Genomic DNA, 17,707 nt, shown 5'->3' on the forward strand with positions numbered 1-17,707 from the left:
TTCCGGCCAAAAGGCTGTTACGCAGCGGCGAATCTCAGCAATATCAAGGCGCTGATATTGCTTGAATGAGTATGGTATAGTCACCTTGCTAAACCGAGTTTATCTTCGTAGGCTTAAGTGTATCTCACAGTAACGTCAGTGCGCTGGCAGGAGGGGATGTGGAAAATTATTGTGAGTTAATTCGCAAAAGGTATGCGGAAATTGCCAGCGGAGATCTGGGGTATATCCCGGATGCGTTGGGCTGTGTATTGAAAGTGCTGAATGAAGTGGCGTCGGACGCCAGCCTTTCAGAATCGGTCAGGGAAAAAGCGGCGTATGCTGCTGCGAATTTACTGGTGAGCGATTATGTCAATGAATGATACCTATCAACCCATCAACTGTGATGACTACGATAACCTCGAGCTTGCCTGCCAGAATCACCTGATCCTGGCGCTGGCCTTAAAAGACGGCGAGGAGCTGAAAGCAAAAGCGAGTGACCTTGTATCACGTAAGAACGTTGAATATCTGGTCGTCGAAGACGCAGGTGCAACGCGTGAACTTCGTCTCGATAAAATTGCCAGCTTTAGTCATCCGGATATCGGCACCGTCGTGGTGAGCGAATCCTAATTCCTTTTAACGGGCAGCTCACTGCCCGTTACGCTTTCCGCTCGAAACTCACACCCTGTTCCGCCCAGCCTTCCTGCGTGATAAACACGCCCGCCGCCGCAATCAAGTTTTCGCCATAAAAAAGCAGAGGCGTGGAATCACGTAGCCAGGGCGGGATATGGCACTCCTGCCAGATTTTTTTCAGCTTGCGCCCGCCGTTACGACCCACAATGTGTAAATTCCCGCTGGCCTTAAAGCGGATCGTTACCTTTTCACCCGCTTCCGGCAGCCGTACATTCCCGGCACCTTCAAGACAAACCTGGCCCGCACCCTGCGGCAGTTCCCGTGGCTCACGGATATTACTCCACGGAAGGATTTCATCGGCCAGTGACGGCTGATGCTTGATCCACCAGAGATGCTCTTTGTAGCGTCTCAGTTCAAAATCGTTAAAGCGTAAGCACGGATTGGCATCTTCGCGCGCCTGCGCGACCTCTTCCCAGATGCGGTTGAGCATGTCGCGCGAGGGCATCTGGGCATTATGACCGGCCAGCCAGCGTCGCAGCAGCGCTCCACGGCGCACCGCGCTCATCGCCTGCAGCGGCGCAATGCGCAGCGCTCGCTCTTGCGACATCAGGCTCTCCAGCTCCTCGCTGAGGAGTTCATCCAGCAAGCTCTCCTGCTCTGCGCATAATTTCGCACTCCTTGCCGTCGACTCGGCAAAATGCGGCCAACGCTGAGAAAGTTCGGGCAAAATGCGCAGGCGAAGGAAGTTCCGGTCGTAGGCGTCATCCTGATTGCTTTCATCTTCAATCCAACGAAGATGATGTTCCTGCGCCCAGCACTCCAGCGAAGCGCGGGTTTCACCCAGCAATGGGCGTAATAAGTGCGTACCGACAAATTCACTGCGCTCAGCCATCGCGGATAATCCTGCCGGGCCGCTGCCGCGTTTGAGCGCTAATAAGAAGGTTTCACACTGATCGTCGAGATGCTGCGCCGTGACAATCGCTTCGCCGGGCAGAAGTGATTTCTCAAAGGCAGCATAGCGCGCTTTCCGTGCCTGAGCTTCAGTCCCGAGACCTTCATCCAACAGCGTCACACGTTCAATCAAAAGCGGGATATTCCAGGCCAGGCAAAGTGACTCGCAGTGAGCGACCCACTCATCGGCAAAGGGACTCAGCCCGTGATGAATATGAATCGCGCGGATTTGCACATCCGGTTCCTGTTCGCGCCATAGCATCAGCCGGTGCAGCAGGACGGTTGAATCCAGGCCACCGCTAAAGCCCACCAGCAGCTGGCGGTAAGGAGAAACTGACTGGGCAATCGCAGGTCGGGTCATAGAGGCGTTCACAGAGAGACAATGCCCGGAAAATTACCGAGCATTGTCATGGATGGCAAGCATTACTGCTGATAAAGCTCCAGCGGCAAACCGTCCGGATCGTTGAAGAATGTAAAGCGCTTGTCAGTAAAGGGATCGATGCGAATGGCTTCGCACTTCACGCCATGCGCGTCGAGATGCTGCACCGCCTGCTCAATATCCCCTACGCTAAAGGCCAGATGGCGAAGCCCACAGGCTTCAGGTCGCGACGGGCGTGCTGGCGGGAAAGGAAAAGAGAACAGCTCAATCACATATTGCCCGTTCAACGCCAGGTCACCTTTCCACGAATCACGCTCGGCGCGATACGCTTCGCTCATCAGCGTGAACCCGAGAATGTCGCAATAAAATGCCTTACTTTTGGCATAGTCAGTCGCAATGATCGCAATATGGTGAACCTGTTTTAAACCCAGCATAGCCTCTCCTTTTTATGAGGAGTAAACGTTACAACTGAGCCCCCTGGCACGCAAGGGCTCAGCTATTTTTTAAGACTCGCACCCAGTAGCCACCGTTGTCATCGCGTTTCGCCCCGTGAATATCAGTCTCAAATCCGGGATAGTGCCGCCCCACCGAGCACAGCATCAGCAGGAAATCGAGCACAGCCCGGCTTTGTTCGGTAATCATCTCGCCCGGCATCAACAGCGGAACGCCTGGCGGATAAGGCAGGATCATATTCGCCGATATGCGTCCCACCAGATTTTCCAGCTCGATAGTTTCCACTTCCCCTTTCACCTGACGTTGCCAGGCTTTGTGCGGCGTCAGTTTCATTTCAGGTAAAACGTCAAACGCCTGCAGCATCAGCCGGGGCAGATCGTGCTGGCGGATCAGCTTGTGGATCCCCTGAGCCAGATCCTGGATCCGCATATTGCGGTAGAAATCTGGATCCTCGGCATACAGATCCGGCAGCATATTTTTTACCCGCAGATTAAGATCGTAGGCGCGTTTGAACTCCATCAGTCCTCGCAGCAGCCCCATTGCGCGGGTTTTATCGATGCCAATACTGAACAAAAACAGCAGATTGTACGGCCCGGTTTTCTCTACCACTACGCCGCGCTCATCGAGGAATTTCGCCACCAGAGCAGCGGGAATGCCGTCATCGCTCATCGTCCCCTGCTCGTCCATTCCCGGCGTCAGAATGGTGACTTTTACCGGATCGAGGAACATATGATCCGCATCAGCATCGCGGAATCCATGCCAGCTCTCGCCTGGCGCGACGGACCAGCACTCCGCTTCATCAATCTCCTCCGGCTGCCAGATATCAAAGAACCAGCCGTCGGCTTCGTCTTTGAGTCGCTGGACCTCTTTGCGGAAATGGAGCGCTCGCTCCACCGAACGATTGATCAAGCGTTTGCCCGGATTCCCCCTCAGCATCGCGGCTGCCGTTTCAATCGAGGCCACCAGCGGATAGCTCGGCGATGTGGTGGTGTGCATCATAAAGGCTTCGTTGAAGGTCTCTTCGTCGTATTCGCCCTTAATGTGGATCAATGATGCCTGCGAGAACGCCGCCAGCATCTTGTGAGTCGACTGGGTTTCGAAGAACACTTTGCCCGGCACCCGCTCACCGCTCATTCCGCTTTTGCCCGCATAGATCGGGTGGAAATTCGTGTAAGGAACCCAGGCGGAATCAAAGTGGATCGAGGGGACATCCAGCGTCTGTTTGATCCAGTTGGTGTTGTAAAGCAGCCCGTCGTAGGTCGAGTTGGTGATAACGGCGTGAATGGGCCAGCTCGCCCCTTCAACAGATGCGACTTTTTGTTCTATGGCGGCGTGGGAAAACTCCCTGCGTGGAATGCCCCCCAGGATGCCTAACGCATTTCGCGTCGGCGACAGCCAGAGCGGGACGACATCGCTCATCATCAGCAGATGGGCCAGCGATTTGTGGCAGTTGCGATCAATCAGCAGCGTACTTCCGGCCGGGGCGGCATACATCCCTACAATCTTATTGGAAGTCGACGTGCCGTTCGTCACCATATAACTCTGCTCGGCGCCGAAGGTGCGGGCAATATATTCTTCCGCCTCCAGATGCGGGCCGGTGTGATCCAGCAGCGATCCCAGCTCTGTGACCGAAATCGAGACATCCGCTTTCAACGTGTTGCCGCCAAAGAAATCGTAGAACAGGCAGCCCACCGGGCTTTTCTGATACGCCGTACCCGCCATATGGCCCGGCGTGCAGAAGGTGTATTTGCCCTCTTTTACGTAATTGAACAGCGCGCGGGTAAAAGGAGGCGTGATGTTATCGAGATACTCATGCGTGTATTGCTCGATGCGCGTCGCAATATCGTCGGCAGCGCCGAGGGCATACTCAAAAAACCACAGCGCCATGCGCATATCGTGAGCGCTGACGTCCATCGTCGAATGGGTATTGATAAAGGCGTACAGCGGCAGATATTCATTAAGTTGATTGATATCGCTGCACAGCTCCAGGTCGTACTCATCCCAGTCGAAAACGACGCCACAGATGCGCGGATTGTGTTCGATAACCTTCAGCAGATCGGCGCTGTTGTTCGGCCAGATAAGCTGAAATCCGCGGGACTGCAGTGATTTTTCCAGCTCCTTGATGGGCTCGTCTTTATAAAAGACGCCATGTGGACCCATGATGGCAATGATGTTCATGGTCTACCTCCTTGAAAAACATTAGATAAGCATAGCCGAGGTAAACGGCAGGTATAAAAAAAGCCGCAACAGTGTGCGGCTTTTAAGATTTATGTGTGCAACTTACGCGTAACCGTAGCTCATCAGGCGCTGATAGCGACGGTTGAGCAGGTCTTCTTTGCTCAGCACATCGAGATCGGCCAGGTCAGCCAGCAGCTGCGCCTTAAGGGAAGCGGCCATCACCTCCGGCTTACGGTGCGCGCCACCCAGTGGTTCTGGGATCACGGTATCGATCAGTTTCAGCTCTTTCAGACGTGGTGCGATGATACCCATTGCTTCCGCTGCCAGCGGCGCTTTGTCTGCACTCTTCCACAGAATGGAGGCACAGCCTTCAGGGGAGATAACGGAATAGGTGCTGTATTGCAGCATATTCACTTTATCGCCCACGCCGATAGCCAGTGCGCCACCGGAGCCGCCTTCACCGATCACGGTACAAATCACCGGAACGGACAGACGCGACATTTCACGCAGGTTACGTGCGATAGCTTCAGACTGACCGCGCTCTTCTGCACCAACACCTGGGTATGCACCCGGGGTGTCGATAAAGGTCACGATAGGCATGTTAAAGCGCTCTGCCATTTCCATCAGGCGCAGGGCCTTACGGTAGCCTTCCGGCGCTGGCATCCCAAAGTTACGACGGATTTTCTCTTTGGTTTCACGGCCTTTCTGATGACCAATGATCATCACCGGGCGACCATCCAGACGAGCGATACCGCCAACAATGGCTTTGTCGTCAGCATAAGCGCGATCGCCAGCCAGTTCGTCAAATTCATCAAACGCCAGGCGGACATAATCCAGGGTGTACGGGCGCTGTGGATGACGAGCCAGCTGGGCAATCTGCCATGCGCCGAGATCGGCAAAGATTTTGCGCGTCAGTTCTACGCTTTTTTCACGCAGACGATGCACTTCTTCGTCGATGTTAATATCCAGTTTTTCATCCTGACGGCTTACCGCTGTCAAAGAATCGATTTTCGCTTCCAGCTCTGCAATCGGCTGTTCGAAATCAAGGAAATTCAGACTCATAGTATTCCTGTATTAGTCAAACTCCAGTTCCACCTGCTCCGAACCAATGAGGCCACGGAGATCGTTAAGTAAACGATCGCTCGGAGAGACACGCCACGTTGCACCAAAGCGCAACCGCGCGCGTGCATCCGCCCTCTGATAATAGAGATGTACTGGAATGGTCCCCGATCGATGGGGTTCCAGAGACTGACGGAGTCGGTTTAAAAGCTGGTCATCAATTTGCCTGTCCGTCAGCGAGATAGCAAGCCCGCGAGCATATTTTTCCCGGGCTTCGTCAATATCCATCACTTCACGGGCCATCATTTTAAGCCCGCCGCTGAAGTCATCAAAGCTGACCTGTCCGCTGACGATAAGTATGCGGTCGTTTTCCAGCAAATGCTGGTATTTTTCCAGCGCTTCGGTGAATAACATCACCTCCAGCCGCCCGGAACGGTCATCCAGCGTACAGATGCCGATGCGATTACCGCGCTTGGTGACCATAACCCGCGCAGCAATGACGAGCCCCGCCGCCGTGGTCATTTTACCACGTTCTGTCGGATGCATGTCTTTTAGCCTGTAGCCTCCGACATAGCGCTCAATTTCTTTCAGATACTGGTTGATCGGGTGCCCCGTCAGGTACAACCCTAACGTCTCACGCTCCCCTTCCAGCACCGTATGTTCCGGCCACGGCTGGCAGTTGGCATATGATTGCTCAATTTGCTCAGGCTCTTCTGCCAGCACGCCAAACATATCCGCCTGGCCGATCGCTTCCGCTTTTGCGTGCTGATCGGCGGCTTTCAACGCATCGCCGAGGGAATTCATCAGCGCTGCGCGATGCGGCCCGAGGCGGTCAAACGCCCCGGACATAATCAGTTTTTCCAGCACCCGGCGGTTCAACTTTTTGGTATCGGTACGGGCACAGAGATCGAAAAGCTCGCGGAAGTAACCGCCATTATTACGCGCTTCGATAATGGCTTCGATTGGGCCTTCGCCTACGCCTTTGATGGCGCCAATCCCGTAGACAATTTCGCCGTCGTCGTTGACGTGGAAATGGTACATCCCGGCGTTAATATCCGGAGGCAGGATTTTCAGCCCCATGCGCCAGCATTCGTCGACCAGGCCGACCACTTTCTCGGTGTTATCCATATCGGCGGTCATGACGGCCGCCATAAATTCTGCCGGGTAGTGCGCTTTCAGCCACAGGGTTTGATACGAAACCAGCGCATAAGCAGCAGAGTGCGATTTGTTAAATCCGTAACCGGCGAATTTCTCTACCAGGTCGAAGATTTTTATCGCCAGCTCACCGTCAACGCCACGGCTTTTCGCCCCCTCTTCAAAGGTGCCGCGCTGCTTGGCCATCTCTTCCGGCTTTTTCTTACCCATTGCACGACGCAGCATATCCGCGCCGCCAAGGGTGTAGCCGGAAAGCTCCTGAGCAATCTGCATCACCTGTTCCTGGTACAGGATAATGCCGTAGGTTGGCTCAAGAACGGGTTTCAGACACTCGTGCTGCCACTGGACGTCAGGGTAAGAGATCTCTTCGCGACCATGCTTACGGTCGATAAAGTTATCTACCATCCCTGACTGCAACGGCCCCGGACGGAACAGGGCCACCAGTGCGATCATATCTTCGAAGCAGTCGGGCTGAAGACGTTTAATCAGATCTTTCATGCCGCGCGATTCAAGCTGGAATACCGCTGTGGTTTCCGAGCGCTGCAGCATGTCGAAGCTTTTCTTGTCATCGAGCGGGATGGCGGCGATATCAATCGGCTCCAGGCCCTGTTTGGCCCGGCGCGGGTTGATCATCTTCAGCGCCCAGTCGATGATAGTGAGCGTTCGCAAACCAAGGAAGTCGAACTTCACCAGGCCCGCGTACTCTACGTCGTTCTTATCAAACTGGGTGACCGGATGTTGCCCTGATTCATCGCAATACAGCGGGGCAAAATCGGTGATTTTAGTCGGCGCGATGACCACGCCACCGGCGTGTTTACCGGCGTTACGCGTGACACCTTCCAGCTTGCGCGCCATGTCGATCAGCGCTTTCACCTCTTCGTCAGCTTCGTAGATTTCCGGCAGCTGAGGTTCCGCTTCAAAGGCTTTCGCCAGCGTCATACCTGGATCGGGTGGCACCAGTTTGGAGATGCGATCGACAAAACCGTACGGATGGCCGAGCACGCGGCCCACGTCGCGGATAACCGCTTTCGCCGCCATCGTACCAAAGGTAATAATCTGCGATACCGCGTCACGACCGTACATGTCCGCGACGTGCTCAATCACCTGGTCGCGTTTCTCCATGCAGAAGTCAACGTCGAAGTCGGGCATCGAAACACGTTCCGGGTTAAGGAAACGTTCAAACAGCAGGTCGAATTCCAGCGGATCGAGGTCGGTGATTTTGAGCGCGTAGGCGACAAGTGAACCCGCACCGGAACCACGCCCAGGGCCTACCGGCACGCCGTTATCCTTCGACCACTGGATAAACTCCATAACGATCAGGAAGTAGCCGGGGAACCCCATCTGGTTGATCACCTGGAGTTCAATATCCAGGCGCTCATCGTAGGCCGGGCGTTTTTCGGCGCGTTCGGCCGGATCCGGGAACAGGAATTCGAGACGCTCTTCCAGACCCTCTTTCGATTTCACCACGAGGAAATCTTCGGTGGTCATATCACCGGTCGGGAATTGCGGCAGGAAGTATTCGCCTAAACGAACAGTGACGTTACAACGGCGGGCAATTTCGACGCTGTTTTCCAGCGCTTCCGGAATGTCGGCAAACAGCTCACACATTTCGTCTTCGTTGCGCATGTACTGCTGCGACGAATAGTTACGCGGACGCTTGGGGTCGTCGAGAGTAAAACCATCGTGGATGGCCACGCGGATCTCGTGCGCATCAAAGTCGCCAGGCTCAAGGAAACGCACGTCGTTGGTCGCGACGACGGGCAGACCGCGTTCTTCCGCAAGGGCCACCGCCGCATGCAGATAGCTCTCTTCATCAGGACGACCGGTGCGGATCAGCTCAAGATAGAAACGATCCGCGAAGTGTTCTTCATAAAATGCAACGCACTGATCCACCAACGCGCTGTTGCCGCGCAGCAGGCTTTTGCCCACATCGCCCAGGCGGCCACCGGAGATCAGCAGTAAGCCTTCGTTAAGCTCTGCAAGCCACTCGCGGTCGATCCACGGACCCGCCGCGCCGTAGCCGCGCTGGTAGGCGCGGGAAATCAGCAGCGTCAGATTCTGGTAGCCGGTGTTATTCATGGCTAACACGGAAATCTGCGTCAGTTCATCGCCGATCAAATCGCACTGGACGTGAAAATCCGCGCCGACAATCGGCTTCAGGCCGGAGCCGTGCGCCGTTCCGTAGAACTTCACCAGACCGCATAAGTTGGTGAAATCGGTGATCGCCAGCGCAGGCATGCCAAGGGAGGCCGCCTTTTTTACCAGCGGCCCGGTCTTCGCCAGCCCATCAATCATGGAGTAGTCGCTATGCACCCGCAGGTGTACGAAACGTGGTTCAGCCATCTTCAGATTCCGCGTTACTTAATTACTTGCGTATTGATTCAGGACACCAGTCCCAGTGCGCGTTTCACCGGACCAAAACTGCGCCGATGATGTTCAGTTGCGCCGTGTTCAGCCAGTCTTTCCAGATGGAAAGCGGTTGGATACCCCTTGTGCTGGGCAAAGCCATACTGGGGAAAGGTGAGGTCCAGCGCGGCCATTTCGGCATCGCGCGTGACTTTGGCAATGATAGACGCTGCGCTGATTTCAGCCACACGGCTATCGCCCTTCACCACCGCCATCGACGGCATAGGCAGCGCAGGACAGCGGTTTCCGTCGATCAGCACATATTCAGGGACAATATTCAGCCTGGCGACGGCACGCTGCATTGCCAGCATCGTGGCATGCAAAATGTTCAGCGTGTCGATCTCTTCTGGCTCGGCGCGGCCTAAGCTCCACGCCAGCGCTTTTTCTTTGATCTCATCGAACAGCGCCAGGCGGCGTTTTTCAGAAAGCTTTTTTGAGTCGTTCAGCCCGACAATCGGGCGAGCCGGATCGAGGATCACGGCAGCGGTCACTACCGCACCCACCAGCGGACCGCGTCCGACTTCGTCCACACCCGCAACCAGGTGCGTGTGAGGGTAAACAAATTCCATCATTTTGCTAACTCCAGCACCGCATCAGCCGCCTGCTCATCGGCATTACAGCGGATCTGCTGATGCAACTCCCGGAAAGTGTCATGCATCTGATGGCTGGTTTTGCCGTCTGCCAGCAAGGGCAGCAGCGCGTCAGCTAATGCCTGAGGCTGACACTCATCCTGCAGTAACTCTTTCACCAGCTCGCGCCCGGCAAGCAGGTTAGGTAATGAGACATAATCCGTCTTCACCAGACGTTTCGCCAGCCAGAAGGTGAACGGCTTCATGCGATAACCCACTACCATCGGACATTTCGCGAGCATGCATTCCAGCGCCGCAGTTCCCGAGGCCAGCAGCGCAGCGTCGCTGGCGAACATCGCCTCGCGGCCTTTACCATCCAGAAGGTGGATGTGCAGATCAGGGGCCACTTCGGCTTTGATACGTTCGAACTGCTCGCGGCGTTTGGCGTTTACCAGCGGCACAACGACTTCAAGATCGGGGTAAGTCTGGCGAAGGATTTGCGCCGTTTTCAGGAAATCGGCACTGAGCATTTCCACTTCAGCACCGCGGCTCCCCGGCAACAGGGCCAGACAGTGGGCGTCGTGCGGAATGCCAAGAATATCGCGCGCCGCGTTTTTATCCGGATCCAGCGGCATGGCGTCTGCCATGGTATGGCCGATAAAGCGGCAAGGAACATTGAATCTATCGTAAAACGCTTTTTCGAAAGGCAGAAAAGCAAGCACCAGATCGGTCGATCTGCCTATTTTGAAAACACGTTTCTGTCGCCACGCCCAGACGGACGGACTGACGTAGTGGATCGTTTTGATACCCTGCTTTTTCAGGTTCCCTTCGAGGGTAATATTGAAATCAGGGGCATCGATCCCGACGAACACATCGGGTTTGAGATCGGTAAAACGACGGGTAAGATCGGCGCGGATGTGCAGCAGGCGGCGCAAACGGCCTAGCACTTCAACAATGCCCATCACCGCCAGCTCTTCCATTTCGTACCAGGCTTCACAGCCTTCGGCCTGCATCAGCGGGCCTGCCACGCCGACAAAGCGGGCATTAGGTACGCGAGCCTTGAGTGCGCGGATAAGACCAGCACCAAGAATATCGCCGGAGGTTTCTCCGGCGACCAGGGCTATCGTTAATGGACGATTGTCGACCATTAACGGATCAGACCGCGAGTTGAGCGTTCAAAGAACTCGGTGAACGCTTTCACTTCAGGGTGCTGTTCTGCCAGCTCTGCAACTTCTGGCTTGGCCTCTTCCAGCGTTTTGCCGCTACGGTACAACAGTTTATACGCGTTGCGGATCGCGGTAATCGCTTCGCGGCTAAAGCCACGACGCTTGAGACCTTCAATGTTGACGCCAAACGGCGTCGCATGGTTACCCTGCGCAATCACATACGGTGGGACATCCTGCGCCACACCGGAGCAACCGCCGACCATCACGTGTGCACCAATGATGCAGAATTGATGGACTGCGGTCATGCCGCCAATGATTGCGAAATCGTCAACCGATACGTGTCCTGCCAGCGTTGCGTTGTTGGCGAGGATACAGCGGCTGCCCACAGTACAGTCGTGCGCGATATGCGCGTTGACCATAAAGAGGTTGTCGCTGCCCACCTTCGTCAATCCACCACCCTGTACTGTGCCACGATGAATGGTGACGCTTTCGCGAATGCGGTTGCGATCGCCGATTTCCACACGGGTCGGTTCGCCAGCATATTTCAAATCCTGGTTCACTTCGCCAATGGAGGCAAACTGATAGATCTCATTATCGCGGCCAATAGTCGTATGACCATTCACCACCACGTGAGATTTCAGTACGGTACCCTCGCCAATAACGACATGGGGTCCGACAATACAAAAAGGACCAATGTGGGCGTTAGCACCAATTACGGCGCCCTCTTCCACAATGGCGGTTGGATGAATAAAGGCGGATTTATCAATCACGTATCAGGCCTCCCGGCTACGCGCACACATCATGGTCGCTTCGCAAACAACTTTGCCGTCAACCAGCGCAACGCCTTTGAAGCGCGTCAGGCCACGGCGCGTTTTTTCAAAAGTCACTTCCATGATCATCTGATCACCAGGCACGACTGGGCGCTTAAAGCGCGCTTCATCAATACCCGCGAAGTAATACAGTTCACCTGGCTCCAGTTTACCGACGCTTTTAAACGCCAGAATACCGGTAGCCTGTGCCATCGCTTCCAGGATCAACACACCCGGGAAGATAGGTTTACCAGGGAAATGTCCCTGGAAGAATGGCTCATTTACAGAGACATTTTTCACTGCGCGCAGAAAACGACCTTCTTCAAAATCCAGCACACGATCTACCAGCAAAAACGGGTAGCGGTGCGGCAGAAGCTCTAAAATCTCTTCAATATGCAGAGTATGAGTGTCGGTAGTCAAAATACTCTTCCTGTCAAAATTTACTGAATAGCAATAATAACACGGCCTGCCGGTTTATAAGAAAGCCGACAGGCCGGGAAATTTAGCGTTATAGGGATGAACGTTTAGTCTTGTTGATCGATTTTGCGCTCAATCGCTTTGAGACGCTTGCTCATATCATCAATGTTCATCACCAGAGCAGCGGTTTTACGCCACACTTTGTTCGGTTGCAGCGGAATGCCGGAGGAGTAGACACCAGGCTCAGTGATAGGACGCATCACCATACCCATGCCTGTCACCGTGACCTTGTCGCATATTTCCATATGCCCATTGATCACGCTGGCACCACCGATCATGCAGTAACGGCCAATTTTCAGACTGCCTGCCATGATCACGCCACCTGCAACAGCTGTATTGTCGCCAATCACAACGTTATGCGCAATCTGACATTGGTTATCAATGATAACACCATTACCAATGATGGTGTCGTCGAGGGCACCGCGGTCAATCGTTGTGCATGCGCCGATCTCAACGCGATCGCCGATAATTACCCGGCCGAGCTGAGGGATCTTAATCCAGTTACCACGATCGTTGGCATAACCAAACCCATCCGAACCGATCACGGTACTGGACTGGATCAGGCAATTTTCGCCGATTTCGATCTCATGATAGACGGTCACATTGGCCCACAAACGGGAGCCTGCACCAATTTTAGTCTGTTTACCCACGAAACAACCCGCGCCAATCACCACGTTATCACCGAGAACAACATCGGATTCGATAACGGCGTTCGGGCCAATTGCAACGTTATTACCCAGCTTCGCCGTCGGATCAATAACTGCACTGGCAGCAATGTTCTGCGCCGGCTGCGGCGTGGTATCAAGAATTTGAGCCATACGCGCGTAAGTCAGGTAGGGATTTTTTACTACCAGTGCGCTTGTCGTGGCAAACGGAAGGTCGTCCTGCGTCAGAACGACAGCAGACGCCTGGCATTGAGCCAGGTGCTCACGGTACTTCGGGCTTACCATGAACGTTATTGTGCCTGCTTTAGCAGATTGCATGGACGCAACAGCGGTGATGACGATATCGCCATCACCGTGTAATTCTGCATCCAACTGCTGAGCGAGATCAGCCAGTCGAATTGAAGGCATTACTTATTTAACCTGTTTCAGTACATCAGCAGTGATGTCTTTCACATCGCTACTGTTGAAAGCAACGGCATTCGCATCAACAACCAGATCGATGTTCTGATCGGCTGCAACAGCTTTCACAGCAGACTGAATACGAGTTACCAGTTTGCCACGCTCTTCGTTAGAACGACGCTGACGATCCTGCTCGAAAGCCTGTGCTTTCTGAGAGAAAGTCTGACGCTGTGCCATTACGTCTTTTTCCAGCTTGCTACGGTCGCTCGCTTTCATGGTAGAACCATCACGCTGCAGACGCTGCATTTTGGACTGAAGATCGTTTTCCATACCTTGCAGTTCACCAGCACGGCCTTTGAATTCGTTTTCCAGAGTCGCAGAAACACCCGTTTTCTGGGCTACCTGCTGGAAAAGATTACCCATGTTGACGATTGCAATTTTGTCCGCTGCCTGAGCAGAAGTCACCATTGCCAAACCCAGACCTGCAGCTAATAACCACTTTTTCACAATAAACTCCTTACCATCCCATTGGTACCCGAAGGTACCGTTCTTTGCGTGGCAAGGCGATCGTCTATGCGATCGCCGGTTGTCAGCGCTACACTGCCAACGCATTCCATTGCAACGGATAATTACCAGGTTTTACCAATGTTAAACTGGAACTGTTCCGCTTTGTCTCCATCGTATTTCTTAAACGGCTGGGCGTAGGAGAAGACCAACGGCCCCAACGGTGACATCCATTGTAATGCGATACCTGCAGACATGCGAATGTTGCTCGGATCGCTGTAATCCGGCACACCTTCTGCTTTCATCTGAGCAGTGTTATCCCAGTTGGTATCCCACACGGTACCCGCATCCCAGAAGAACGAGGTACGCACAGAGTTCGCATACTTATCGCTGATGAACGGCGTAGGCGTAATGATCTCCAGGCTGGCGACGCCCATGGCGTTACCGCCCACCGCGTCATCAGAGCTACAGACTTCTGACGAAGACTTCTTATCACAGTTATCAGAGTCGTTGCCGCCGTAGTACACCGCTTTCGGACCAATGTTATTGGACTGGAAACCACGTACTGTGCTGGAACCACCGGCATAGAAGTTCTCATAGAATGGCAACTCTTTGCCACCTAAGCCATCACCGTAACCCCAACGTGTACGACCCAGCACAACCCACTTGTGATCCTCATCAATTGGGAAGTAAGACGCCGTGTCCAGCGTAACTTTGTAGAACTCGTTATCAGAACCCGGAACGGTCACTTTACCGTTCAGGTTGACGCGAGAACCCGCTGTCGGGAAGAAACCACGGTCAAGGCGGTTATACGTCCAACCGTAGTTGAAGGTGAAGTCATCTGCAGCGAAACCGTTGTTGTCGCTGGAGGTGCTCGCCGACTGACCGATAGAGTCCAGATAACGCCACATTGCCACCTGCGGTTGCATATTGGACAGGTCGTTATGCACGTAACCTAAACCAGCACGCAGGGTGTTGTATTCGTTAATCGGGAAGCCAAGCGTGCCATCCACACCGTAACTTTTGTTGGTGTACGAGGACAGGTCCGCATCGTCTGCTTTAAAGTCGTTATAGAAAATACGACCGCCCAGGCTCACACCGTCAACGGTGAAGTATGGGTTAGTGACAGAGAACTCGGAATAGGTCTGGTAGTCGTTCTTGGTACCGTTGATACCAACGGAATAACCCGTACCTAACCAGTTATCCTGCTGAACGCCCACCTGGAAGCTCACGCCACTTTCGGTGCCGTAACCCACGCCGAAGTTGAAGCTACCGGTGTTACGCTCTTTCACCTTGTAAACCACGTCTACCTGATCCGGGCTGCCTGATACGCGCTGTGTATCGGTATCGACCGTTTCGAAGTAACCCAGACGGTTCAGACGCTCTTTACCCTGGTCAACGAGGTCGCTGCCCAACCATGCGCCTTCCATCTGGCGCATTTCGCGACGCAGTACGGAGTCTTTGGAGGTATCGTTACCTTCAAAGCGAATTTTACGCACATAGAAACGGTTACCCGCATCCACGTTAACGTGGAGCTTAACGGTTTTATCCGTGTCGTTGATTTCTGGCTGAGTCTGTACGCGCGGGTAGGCATAACCATAACGGCCGAGCAGCTTTTTAATGCCGTCTTCCATTTTGGTTACTTTCGCGCCGCTATACAGTTCACCCGGTGCAAGCTTGGTCAGACTCTCGATCTCAGCGGAATGACCCGCCAGGTTTCCGCTTACTTCAACACCGGAAAGCTTGTACTGATCGCCTTCAGTGATGTTAACCGTAATGTAGATACCTTTCTTGTCCGGAGTCAGACTGACCTGAGTAGAGTCAATGTTGAAACGGGCATAACCGCGGTCCAGATAGTAGCTACGCAGGGTTTCGAGATCGCCCGCCAGCTTCTGTTTCTGGTATTTACGATCGCCGACTACGTTCCACCACGGCACTTCATCGCGCAGCTGGAAGGTAGAGATCAGCTCGTCCGTACTGAACGCGTGGTTGCCCACGATGTTGATCTGCTGGATCTTCGCTGAAACGCCTTCCTGGAAGACGAGTTTCAGATCGACGCGGTTACGCGGCAGCGGGGTGACAACGGCTTTGACGCTCGCGCTGTACTTACCGACGCTGTAGTAGAAATCTTCCAGTCCTTTTTCGATGTCGGACAGGGTTGTGCGGTCCAGAGATTCACCCACACGAACACCAGATGCTTCAAGGTTTTGCTTGAGCATATCGTCTTTCACCGATTTGTTACCGGAGAAAGTGATACTGGCAATCGTCGGGCGTTCTTTCACCTGAACCAGCAGCGTATCACCATCGCGCAGGACGCGAACGTCCTCAAAGTTGCCAGTGGCAAACAGTGCACGAATGGTATTACTGATATCTTCATCATTAACCGTGTCGCCCTGGCGAACTGGCATACTGAGGAGGGCCGCACCGACGGCGACACGCTGAAGACCTTCGAAATGAATATCCTTCACTACGAAACCTTCAGCACCGTATACGGTTGCGCTGCTAAACAGCAGCGACGCTATGAGCAACTTTTTCATCGCCATCGTTATTATGCATTCTTCCTAACTATCTCTCTTACAACCGAGAGAAATCATTGAAAAGCGCAAGCCCCATTAACAGCACTAGCAGTATCGAGCCAATGCGATAACTAAAGTCTTGAACTCGCTCGGATACCGGTCCACCTTTTAGCTTTTCGATCGCTAAAAACAGCAGATGCCCCCCGTCTAATACGGGAAGCGGGAACAGGTTGATTATCCCGAGGTTCACGCTAATGAGCGCGAGAAACATGAGATAGTAAATCACCCCGAATTCCGCTGACATCCCAGCCCCTTGAGCGATAGAAATCGGCCCACTGAGGTTGTTCAGTTTTACGTCACCGGTAATCAATTTCCCCAACATGTTGACCGTCAGCTTCATCAGTTGCCATGTTTTATCCGTGGCTTCAAGGATGGCGCTGAACGGCCCATACTGGCGTATTGTCTTGTACTCATCTGGCAGCGGTATCACTTTGGGCACTACGCCCGCAAATCCTTCTGCCTTACCACCGCCCGGCTTGGTGTCCGGGATTAGCGTCAAGGAGAGCGGACTCCCCTGTCGTTCGATCTCAACTGCCAGCGGTGTGCCAGGATTATCGCGCACCAGAATAACAAACGTCATCCATTGTGTTAACGGTTGACCATCGACTTTAACGATCCTGTCGCCCGCTTGCAAACCTGCTTTACTCGCCGCTGAATCAGCCTGCACTTCAGCTAACACCGGTTCGATCTGCGCACCGCGTGGGCGAATGCCCAATGCCGCAACCGGATCTTCTTTATCTGGCTCAAACGCCCAGTGACGCAAATCGAGGACTTTGTCCTGACGCTGACTGGCACCAAAGGGTGAAACAGTGATGGTGGTCTGATCATCGCCGATTTTAGAAACCAATTGCAGCCTGACAGCTTCCCAATCAGGGGTTTCGATACCATCGATCGCTTTAAGTTCCATCCCTGGTGCAATTTGCGCCGTCGCGGCGATGGAGTTGGCGTTTATTTCACCAACAACCGGACGAACACCAGGGACACCGATGATAAACACCAGCCAATAGGCGAAGATGGCGAAGATGAAGTTCGCTACCGGACCGGCAGCAATGATGGCGGCGCGCTGGCCGACGGTTTTGTTGTTGAAGGCGTAGTGTCGCATCTCAGGCGCAACAGGCTCTACGCGCTCATCCAGCATTTTCACGTAGCCGCCGAGCGGGATCAGCGCGATGACAAACTCAGTACCATGGCGATCAGTGCGACGCCAAAGCGCTTTACCGAAGCCAATCGAAAAACGCTCGACCCGCACACCGCAACGCCGCGCAACCCAGAAATGGCCAAATTCGTGCACAGTGATGAGTACACCAAGTGCAACAATGAACGCCGCCAGATTCCATAGGATGCTCAGCATA

At 53.9% G+C, this 17,707-nt stretch carries 15 protein-coding genes; 2 read left to right on the top strand and 13 right to left on the bottom strand.

Annotation, left to right across the window (positions count from 1 at the left end):
• Window positions 1-158 precede the first annotated feature (158 nt).
• Window positions 159-359, top strand: coding sequence for a YaeP family protein (locus OVA10_RS20420; protein WP_095280858.1), 201 nt, complete (start codon window positions 159-161; stop codon window positions 357-359).
• A complete protein-coding gene (rof, locus tag OVA10_RS20425; RefSeq protein ID WP_100777542.1) occupies window positions 346-606 on the top strand; it encodes a Rho-binding antiterminator in 261 nt (86 codons plus the stop codon). The genes OVA10_RS20420 and rof overlap by 14 nt, the downstream gene beginning before the upstream one ends.
• Before the next feature lie 28 nt (window positions 607-634).
• Here rof and tilS read toward each other — a convergent pair whose 3' ends face one another.
• The 13 genes from tilS to rseP form a co-directional block, all read right to left on the bottom strand.
• Window positions 635-1,921 (bottom strand): tRNA lysidine(34) synthetase TilS, encoded by a 1,287-nt coding sequence (gene tilS, locus OVA10_RS20430; protein WP_268196704.1) that lies wholly within the window; start codon window positions 1,919-1,921, stop codon window positions 635-637.
• Window positions 1,922-1,983: 62 nt separating this feature from the next.
• Window positions 1,984-2,373 (bottom strand): VOC family protein, encoded by a 390-nt coding sequence (locus tag OVA10_RS20435; RefSeq protein ID WP_100777544.1) that lies wholly within the window; start codon window positions 2,371-2,373, stop codon window positions 1,984-1,986.
• Between the two features lie 58 nt (window positions 2,374-2,431).
• Entirely contained in the window at window positions 2,432-4,570 is a 2,139-nt protein-coding gene (locus tag OVA10_RS20440) for a lysine decarboxylase LdcC (RefSeq protein WP_268196705.1), read from the bottom strand.
• 102 nt (window positions 4,571-4,672) lie between these two features.
• On the bottom strand, window positions 4,673-5,632 hold the full coding sequence (gene accA, locus OVA10_RS20445; RefSeq protein ID WP_100777546.1) for an acetyl-CoA carboxylase carboxyl transferase subunit alpha: 960 nt from the start codon (window positions 5,630-5,632) through the stop codon (window positions 4,673-4,675).
• 12 nt (window positions 5,633-5,644) lie between these two features.
• Window positions 5,645-9,127: a DNA polymerase III subunit alpha gene (gene dnaE, locus OVA10_RS20450; protein ID WP_123429456.1), complete on the bottom strand. Its 3,483-nt coding sequence runs from the start codon at window positions 9,125-9,127 to the stop codon at window positions 5,645-5,647.
• Window positions 9,128-9,165: 38 nt separating this feature from the next.
• Entirely contained in the window at window positions 9,166-9,762 is a 597-nt protein-coding gene (gene rnhB / locus OVA10_RS20455; protein WP_123429457.1) for a ribonuclease HII, read from the bottom strand.
• A complete protein-coding gene (gene lpxB / locus OVA10_RS20460) occupies window positions 9,759-10,907 on the bottom strand; it encodes a lipid-A-disaccharide synthase (RefSeq protein ID WP_123429458.1) in 1,149 nt (382 codons plus the stop codon). The genes rnhB and lpxB overlap by 4 nt, the downstream gene beginning before the upstream one ends.
• Window positions 10,907-11,695, bottom strand: a complete 789-nt coding sequence (gene lpxA, locus OVA10_RS20465; protein ID WP_100777550.1) for an acyl-ACP--UDP-N-acetylglucosamine O-acyltransferase — start codon at window positions 11,693-11,695, stop codon at window positions 10,907-10,909. The genes lpxB and lpxA overlap by 1 nt, the downstream gene beginning before the upstream one ends.
• A 3-nt stretch (window positions 11,696-11,698) precedes the next feature.
• Entirely contained in the window at window positions 11,699-12,154 is a 456-nt protein-coding gene (gene fabZ, locus OVA10_RS20470; protein ID WP_007373234.1) for a 3-hydroxyacyl-ACP dehydratase FabZ, read from the bottom strand.
• 104 nt (window positions 12,155-12,258) lie between these two features.
• On the bottom strand, window positions 12,259-13,284 hold the full coding sequence (gene lpxD / locus OVA10_RS20475; RefSeq protein WP_100777551.1) for a UDP-3-O-(3-hydroxymyristoyl)glucosamine N-acyltransferase: 1,026 nt from the start codon (window positions 13,282-13,284) through the stop codon (window positions 12,259-12,261).
• Between the two features lie 3 nt (window positions 13,285-13,287).
• On the bottom strand, window positions 13,288-13,782 hold the full coding sequence (skp, locus tag OVA10_RS20480) for a molecular chaperone Skp (protein WP_100777552.1): 495 nt from the start codon (window positions 13,780-13,782) through the stop codon (window positions 13,288-13,290).
• 122 nt (window positions 13,783-13,904) lie between these two features.
• Window positions 13,905-16,322 carry an outer membrane protein assembly factor BamA gene (gene bamA, locus OVA10_RS20485; RefSeq protein WP_102104632.1) on the bottom strand — a complete coding sequence of 806 codons (2,418 nt, stop codon included), beginning with the start codon at window positions 16,320-16,322 and terminating at the stop codon, window positions 13,905-13,907.
• 31 nt (window positions 16,323-16,353) lie between these two features.
• Window positions 16,354-17,706, bottom strand: coding sequence for a sigma E protease regulator RseP (rseP, locus tag OVA10_RS20490; protein WP_123429459.1), 1,353 nt, complete (start codon window positions 17,704-17,706; stop codon window positions 16,354-16,356).
• Between the last annotated feature and the right edge of the window lies 1 nt (window position 17,707).

This window comes from Lelliottia sp. SL45, from assembly GCF_026672535.1.
GTDB classification, from domain to species: Bacteria; Pseudomonadota; Gammaproteobacteria; order Enterobacterales; family Enterobacteriaceae; genus Enterobacter; species Enterobacter nimipressuralis.

Coding starts and splice junctions, on each gene's coding strand:
- rseP (WP_123429459.1), bottom strand. CDS start 17,706: ATGCTGAGCATCCTATGGAATCTGGCGGCGTTCATTGTTGCACTTGGT.
- lpxD (WP_100777551.1), bottom strand. CDS start 13,284: ATGCCTTCAATTCGACTGGCTGATCTCGCTCAGCAGTTGGATGCAGAA.
- OVA10_RS20440 (WP_268196705.1), bottom strand. CDS start 4,570: ATGAACATCATTGCCATCATGGGTCCACATGGCGTCTTTTATAAAGAC.
- accA (WP_100777546.1), bottom strand. CDS start 5,632: ATGAGTCTGAATTTCCTTGATTTCGAACAGCCGATTGCAGAGCTGGAA.
- lpxB (WP_123429458.1), bottom strand. CDS start 10,907: ATGGTCGACAATCGTCCATTAACGATAGCCCTGGTCGCCGGAGAAACC.
- bamA (WP_102104632.1), bottom strand. CDS start 16,322: ATGGCGATGAAAAAGTTGCTCATAGCGTCGCTGCTGTTTAGCAGCGCA.
- OVA10_RS20435 (WP_100777544.1), bottom strand. CDS start 2,373: ATGCTGGGTTTAAAACAGGTTCACCATATTGCGATCATTGCGACTGAC.
- rnhB (WP_123429457.1), bottom strand. CDS start 9,762: ATGATGGAATTTGTTTACCCTCACACGCACCTGGTTGCGGGTGTGGAC.
- tilS (WP_268196704.1), bottom strand. CDS start 1,921: ATGACCCGACCTGCGATTGCCCAGTCAGTTTCTCCTTACCGCCAGCTG.
- dnaE (WP_123429456.1), bottom strand. CDS start 9,127: ATGGCTGAACCACGTTTCGTACACCTGCGGGTGCATAGCGACTACTCC.
- rof (WP_100777542.1), top strand. CDS start 346: ATGTCAATGAATGATACCTATCAACCCATCAACTGTGATGACTACGAT.